5 protein-coding genes are annotated in these 7335 nt (G+C 64.6%); all 5 read right to left on the bottom strand.

Annotation, left to right across the window (positions count from 1 at the left end):
• The coding region (locus ABWP50_RS10470) for an ABC transporter permease (protein WP_353217936.1) at positions 1 to 761 on the bottom strand (761 nt) is incomplete at its 3' end.
• On the bottom strand, positions 758 to 1657 hold the full coding sequence (locus tag ABWP50_RS10465) for an ABC transporter permease (RefSeq protein ID WP_353217935.1): 900 nt from the start codon (positions 1655 to 1657) through the stop codon (positions 758 to 760). The genes ABWP50_RS10465 and ABWP50_RS10470, both read right to left, overlap by 4 nt.
• A complete protein-coding gene (locus ABWP50_RS10460; protein ID WP_353217934.1) occupies positions 1654 to 2730 on the bottom strand; it encodes an ABC transporter substrate-binding protein in 1077 nt (358 codons plus the stop codon). Before ABWP50_RS10460 ends, ABWP50_RS10465 begins: the two co-directional genes overlap by 4 nt.
• Positions 2723 to 4102 (bottom strand): glutamine synthetase family protein, encoded by a 1380-nt coding sequence (locus tag ABWP50_RS10455; protein ID WP_353217933.1) that lies wholly within the window; start codon positions 4100 to 4102, stop codon positions 2723 to 2725. The genes ABWP50_RS10460 and ABWP50_RS10455 overlap by 8 nt, the downstream gene beginning before the upstream one ends.
• 127 nt (positions 4103 to 4229) lie before the next feature.
• A partial coding sequence (locus ABWP50_RS10450) for a VPS10 domain-containing protein (RefSeq protein ID WP_353217932.1) occupies positions 4230 to 7335 on the bottom strand: 3106 nt, incomplete at its 5' end.

Below are 7335 nucleotides of genomic sequence, written 5' to 3'. Positions count from 1 at the left end.
ATCAGCAGGGTGGAGGCGGCATTGACCGCCGGCGTCACCGAAAAGCGCACCATCGAATAAACCTTTATGGGAAAGGTGATCGTGTCCGGCCCCGAAGTGAAAAAGGTGATGACAAAATCATCCAGGCTGAGCGTGAAGGCCAGCAGCGCGCCCGCAACCAGCCCCGGCACCAGATGCGGCACCATGATATCGCGAAAGATCGCCCATTCACCGGCCCCCAGATCGCGCGCGGCTTCGGCCAGTGCGCCATCGAAACTGGCCAGCCGGGCCCGCACCACCAGCGCCACGAAGCTGAATGAAAAAGTCGCGTGGGCAATGATGATCACGCCCAGATTGGCCGGCCACGGCAATTCCGCCGGCCACGGCACGATGGCGGTGAAAAACACCAGAAAGGCCACGCCCAGACAGATTTCCGGCACCACGATCGGCAGGCCCAGCGCCGCCTCCAGCGCGGACTTGCCAGCAAAGCGAAACCGCCACAGCAGCAGCGCCGCTGCCGTGCCGAGGACAAGGCTGATAAGTGTGGAGGCCGCTGCAATCACCAGCGAATTGCCGAACGCCAGCAGCAGTTCGCCATCTTCCAGCAGTTCGCCGTACCAGCGCAGCGAAAAGCCGCGCCACACGCTGATGCGCCGGCTGTCGTTGAACGAAAACACCACCAGGCTGAGCAGCGGCAGGTACAAAAACGCACCCACCAGCGCCAGCCACAGCCGCAACGGCCAGCGCGCCAGATAATCGAGCGGAGCGGCCGCCTTGCTCACAGCGCTTCCCGCTCGGCGCTGCGGCGGCTGATCACCGCCTGGATCATCAGCGCCGCAAAGGTGAGATACATCAGCAGGAACGACAGCGCCGCACCGAACGGCCAATCATTCGCCGACCGAAACTGGCGTTCGATGACATTGGCGATCATCTGGCTGCTGGTGCCGCCAAGCAGATCGGGGGTGAGATACGCGCCCAGCGCCGGGATGAAAGTGATGATAATGCCCGACAGTATGCCGGGCAGCGCCAGCGGCACCACCACCCGCCGCAGCGTGGTGAAATGGCCGGCGCCCAGATCGAGGCTGGCTTCGATCAGCGAACGGTCCAGCCGGTCGAGCGCGGCATAGAGCGGCAGCACCATGAACGGCAGATGCACATACACCAGCCCGACGACCACTGCGAAATTGTTGTTGATCAGCGGCAATGGCGCAAAGGGCGGCAACCCCGGCACCATGTCCCAAACCGCGCCGAGCAGGCTGTTTATCAGCCCTTCGGTGCGCAAAATCGCCATGAGCGCATAGGTGCGGATGAGGAGGTTGGTCCAGAACGGCAGCATGATCGCCACGAGGAGCAGCAATTTGACACGCGGCGAGGCAAAGGTGATGGCCAGCGCCACCGGCAAGCCCATCACAAAGCACAGCAAGGTGGTAAGCGCAGCAAAGCCGATCGATTTCAGCAGGATGGCCAGATACAGCGGCTTGAGCGCACGGCTGTAATTGCCCCAATCGCCGGTGACGGCAATGTCGACCAATGTGCGGTTTTCGCCAAAACTATAGGCCCAGATCACCGCCAGCGGCGCCAGGAACAGCCCCAGTAGCCACAGCACCGGCGGCAGGCCAACCACGGCAAACACGCCGGGGGCTTGCGCCGGCTGCTGGCCCGGTTCGCCGCCGCTCATGCCGCCATCACCCGCGTGATGGCTTCTTCCACGGCGCGGATATGGCCGATGCCCTGAAAACTGCCATATTCGCTGCGCGCCATCGCCGGCCCGCGCGGGAAAATCACCCGGTTGCTGCGATATTCTTCCGGCATCAGCGCCAGCGCGGCGGCGTTAGGTGTCGGATAGCGGATGGTGCGCGAAATCTCGGCGCTTACCTGGGCATCCAGCAGGAAATTGATGAAGCGGTGGGCATTGTCCGGCCGCGGCGCACCCGCCGGGATGCACAGGCAATCGCTGTTGATGAGCGTGCCTTCGCGCGGCACCACAAAGGCCAGATCATCATCATCGGCAATCACTTGCGCGATATCGCCGTTGTATTCGACGACCAGATCAATCTCGCCAGCCGCCAGCAAATCCTGGCCTTCGTCGTGGTGGAACAATTTCACGTGCTGTTTTTGCGCGATCAGCATTCGCGCCACCTGGTCCATGATCGCGGGGGTGACGGCGTTGACCGAATGGCCGAGATATTTCGCGCCCAGCCGGATCAGATCGTCGCTTTCGGCAAACAAGCCAATGCGGCCCGAATAGCGCGGCGAATCCAGCACCCATTTCCAACTGTCCGGCACGCCGTCCACACGGCTTTTGCGGTAGCCGATGCCCAGCGCCAGCCACGTGTAGGGCATCGACCAGCGCCGGGCCGGATCATAGGCCACATTCATATACTCAGGCCCGATATTGGCCAGATTGGGCAGGCGCCCATGATCGAGCGGCATCAGCAAATCAGAAACCTGGAGCCGCGTGACAAATTCGTTGGAGGGCACGATCACATCAAAGCCGGGATTGCCGGCGCGCAGCCGGGCAAACAACTCATCATTGTTGGCATAGAGGCTCATGCGCACTTCCACGCCCGATGCGGCCTGAAAATCGGCCAAAGTGCTCTCGCCGGTATAAGTATCCCAATTGTAGAAGTTCAGCCGCGCCTCTTCACCGTTCGCCCCTGTGGGCCACTGCCGCGCGCAGCCATCCAGCACCAGCGCCGCCGCCAGCCCGCCAAAGCCCCGCCGGGATAGGGGCCGCGAAAGGTCAGGCATTGGCCAGATACCAATCATGGTCCAGCGGCGGCACCACCGCCATGTACCGCTCCTGCTCGGTGCGCTTGACGCTGGCAAACATCGCAATCGTCTGCGCGCCGAGCGCGTTTTTCAGGATGCTGCCCTGTTCCAGCGCCGCCACGGCAGCAAACCAGTTGCCGGGCAGCGGCAGCGCAGCGGGATCGGCCGCCGCCGCGGCATAGCCATCGCCCAGCACCGGCGGGCCAGGATCGATCCGCTGCGTCAGGCCGTGGTGCACGCCGGCCAGCAGCGCCGCCAGCGCCAGATAGGGATTGGCGTCCGCCCCGGCGATGCGATGTTCGATATGGCGGCTGGCCGGCGGCCCGGCGGTGATGCGGAAACTGGTGGTGCGATTGTCGATGCCCCAGCTTGCCGCCACCGGCGCAAAGCTGCCCGCGCGAAACCGGCGATAGCTGTTGGCATTTGGCGCAAAAATCGCAAAACTTTCAGCCAGCGTCGCCTTCAGCCCGCCGATGGCATACAGCAGCGGCGCATTGGGGCTGCCGGCCGGGCTGGCAAAGCTATTGTTGCCGGCAGCATCATTGATCGAAACATGCAGGTGCAGGCCATTGCCGGCGGCATCGGCAAACGGCTTGGCCATGAAGCTGGCCAACATGCCGTGCCGCCGCGCCACCTGCTTCACCAGCCGCTTGTAGAGCACGACATCATCGGCCACGCGCAGCGGATCGGCGCGGTATTTCAGCGTCAATTCCATCTGGCCGGCGCCATATTCGGAAATCGCGGTTTCCAGCGGCAGGCCGGCGGCATCGGCAGCGGCCCACAGATCGGCCAGAAACAGCCCGGCATCGTCCAGCTCTTCCAGGCCATAAGTGCCGTGCGTCGTCGGGCGTGCGCCGCCCAACCGTGCCGGGCGCGGCGGCTGGCCAGCGGCGCGTTCGCGCTCGAGCAGGTGAAACTCCAGCTCACAGGCCACCACCGGCACATAGCCATCAGCCACCAGCGCCGCCGCCGCCCGCGCCAGCACAGCCCGGCAATCAATTTCGCACACCGCGCCGCCCGGTTCGAACAAGGACGTGATCACCATCGCGCTGCTCGGCCCGGTGGGCACCAGCGTGCCGGGCGCGGGCCGCGCAAACCGGTCGCTGTCGCCATTTTCCCACACCAGCCCGGTATCGAAACAATCCTGCCCGGTGACATCGGCGACCAGGATCGACACCGGCAGCGGCCGGCCGGCATCATAAAGCGCAGCCAGTTCATGCGCCCGGATACGCTTGCCGCGCGCCGTGCCCGACAGGCCGGTGAAGATGATGTCCACAAACGCCATATCTGGATAGGCCGCCAGAAATGCGGCCAGCTCCTCAGGCGGCGCAACAGCAAGATCAGCCGTCATGGCCGTGTTACGGCGGTCGCCGCGCCGGCTGCGAGATTGAGCATCGTCATCCCCGCACCATGGCAAAGCCTGACCCCGCCAGCAACAGCGCCGGCGGGGTCATTTCCCCATAACCGCCCGCGCAGACTCAGGCAGCCGGCAGCGGCTTGCGCTCCAATGGCTTCAGGCCAGCAACTTTCAACGCGGCGTTGGCAGACGGCAGACCCGCCGCCAACGCAGCTTCCAGCGCCTGCAACTGCCGGTCCAGCTGCGCTGACAGGTCGGCAAACACGGCGCGTGTGCCATCGGTGGGCGGCGCTTCGGCGCTTTCGATGCCGCCAATCAGCGCTGCCAGCTTGTTGTTCAGCTTGATCGGATAATTTAGCGGGTCCTGCCGGCTCTGGATTTTCACCTGATAGATTTCCGCTTCGATATCCGATAATGCCGCCATGAAAGCCGGCACCGCCGCCGGCACCGGCTTGCCGGCCTTGGCCTGCGCCGTCGTCAGCGCATCGGCCTGCGCCCGGATACCGCGCACCAGCAGCACGGCCTGGTTGGCGGCGCTCACCTTGGCCGTTACCGCCTGCGCCAGATCAAAGCGCGCCTGCAAATCGGCCGGCGTGGCCTGGCTGCGCGGATTGGCGGCGATGCTGAACGCGGTTTCCACCGCCTTCCCGTCCACAACCAGCCGGGCGCGGTAGGCACCCGGCAGCGCCATTACGCCGCGATTGCCCGCCGCCCAGAATATCATGCCTTCAAATGTCGTATAGCCGGCATGGCGCATGTTCCACGTAACTCGGTTCATGCCCGGCTTCATCGTGGCCATCGGCGGCTTGGGCGGGCCGTCATCCTCGTCGTCGTCACTGCTGGCCGCTGCACCCTCTTTCTTGGGCGCCTCGGGTTTGCCGGCGATGCGCTGGATGAGCGCGCCGTCTGGCCCGATGATATCGATGGCCAACGCCTTGGGGGCCGCTGCCAGATAATAATCCAGCGCCAGGCCGGCATCGATACCGCGCACGGCCGGCGCCGGCGCAAACAGCCGCGTTTCAGGCTTGGCCGCAACATCAACCTGCCGCAGCAGATCGATCCGGTCCATCACCCAGAAACCACGGCCATGGGTGGCAATCACCAGATCGGAGCCCTTGATGGCCAGATCAGCGACCTGCACCGACGGCAGATTCGCCTGCAGCCCGTGCCAGACCGCGCCGCCATCCAGGCTGATCTTCACGCCGCGTTCGGTGCCAAGATAGAGCAGGCCCGGTCGCACCAGATCCTCACGGATCGACCGCAGCATTTCGTCGGCGGGCAGGCCAGCAGCAATCTGCACCCAGCTACGGCCATAATCGCTGGTCTTCCAGGCGATTGGCGAAAAATCATCCAGCAAGAAGCGGTGGCCGACCACATAGGCCGTACCCGGCGCATGCGGCGAATCCTCGATGGTGGTGATCTTGGTGAACGGCGGCAATTGCGGCGGCGTGATATTGGCCCACGCCTTGCCGCCGTCGCGGCTGATGTGCACCAGGCCATCGTCCGAACCAGCCCAGATCACGCCGGGCTCCAACCGCGACGGGGTGAGCGCAAACACGGTGGCATAGGTTTCCACACCGGTCTGATCGCGGGTGATCGGCCCGCCCGATGGCCCCAGCGTTTCCGGGGCGTGACGCGTCAGATCAGGGCTGATCTTCTCCCAGCTCTGGCCTTCGTTGCGGCTGCGCCAGACATGCTGGGAGGTGACATAAATCGTGCCCGGCACGTGCGGATCGAACAGTATCGGGAAGGTCCATTGAAACCGCTCGGCGAGATCGCCCGCCGAATAGCCCATGGGATTGTCCGGCAGCACGGTGATGCTGCGGCTTTGGCCGGTGCGGTGATCATAGCGCGTGAGCAGCCCGCCATAGCTGCCGGCGTAATAAATGTCGGGATTGCGCGGATCGGGCGCGACATAGCCGCTTTCGCCGCCGCCCGCCGCGATGCCCCAAGGGATTCCTTGCATGCCGCCGCCCAGCACATTCTGATTGCCCCAGCCGCGCAGCGGCACGCAGATGGTGCTGTTGTCCTGCTGGCCGCCGCAGGCATAGGCCGGCTGGTGCGCCGTCAGGCCCAGCCGATAGATTTGCGCCGTCGAAAAATCCTGCCGGGTCCAGCTGGTGCCGGCATTTACCGACACATTGGCGCCGCCATCGTTGGTCTGCACCATGCGCTGGTTGTTGTCGGCGGCGATCCACAGATCATGATTGTCGCCGTGCGGTACCTTGATCTTCTTGGGGAAGCTCTTGCCGCCATCGTCCGACCGATAGAAATTGACGTTGAGCACATAGACCCGGTCCTTCTCCTTCGGATCGGCCACGATGCGCGTGTAGTAAAAAGCGCGCTGGCGCAAATCGCGGCTTTCGCTGCGCTTTTCCCAGCTTTTGCCGCCGTCGCTGCTGGCATAGACGCCGCCGGCGCCGTCATGTTCGATGATCGCATAGACGCGCATCGGATCGGCTGGCGACACGCTCACGCCGATCTTGCCGATCAGGCCGTCCCCCGGCAGGCCAGGCGCGCGGGTGATTTCCGCCCAGGTGACGCCGCCGTCCAGGCTTTTGAACAGGCCACTACCCGGCCCGCCACTGCTCATGCCCCACGGCTTGCGCCATGCCTCCCACAAGGCGGCATAAACGACATTGGGATTGGACGGATCGATGCTGATATCGGCGGCGCCAGTCTTGGCATCGCGGTACAGCGTCTTGATCCATGTCTTGCCGCCATCGGTGGTGCGAAACACGCCGCGATCTGCGTTGTCGGCGCCATAATGCCCAAAGCCGGCGACAAGCACCGTATCGCAATCCTTGGGGTGGATGCGCACGCGGCTGAAATTCTGCACGCTGGCCAGGCCGATCTTGGCCCACGTCTTGCCGCCGTCCGTGGTTTTCCACACGCCATTGCCGGGCAGCACATTGCCGCGCAGCTGGCTTTCGCCGGTGGTGGCATAAACGATATCGGGATTGGCCTCACACACCGCCACGCCGCCAAAGGCTGCGGTGTCGGTTTTGCCGTCGGTCATCGGCTGCCACGACGCCGCGCCATCGGTGGTCTTCCACAGGCCGCCGCCGGCAGCGGCAAACCAATATTCGTTCACGCGCGCGACACTGCCAGACGCCGAAATCGACCGGCCGCCGCGCGCCGGGCCGATGTTGCGCCATTTCAGGCCGGTGAACATCGCTTCCACGCCAGTGGGCGCGGCTGGCGGCGGCGGCGGCGCATCCGCTGCA

Source organism: Sandarakinorhabdus sp., from assembly GCF_040398645.1.
GTDB lineage: Bacteria > Pseudomonadota > Alphaproteobacteria > Sphingomonadales > Sphingomonadaceae > Sandarakinorhabdus.
This window is presented reverse-complemented; position numbering and strand designations above follow the sequence as displayed.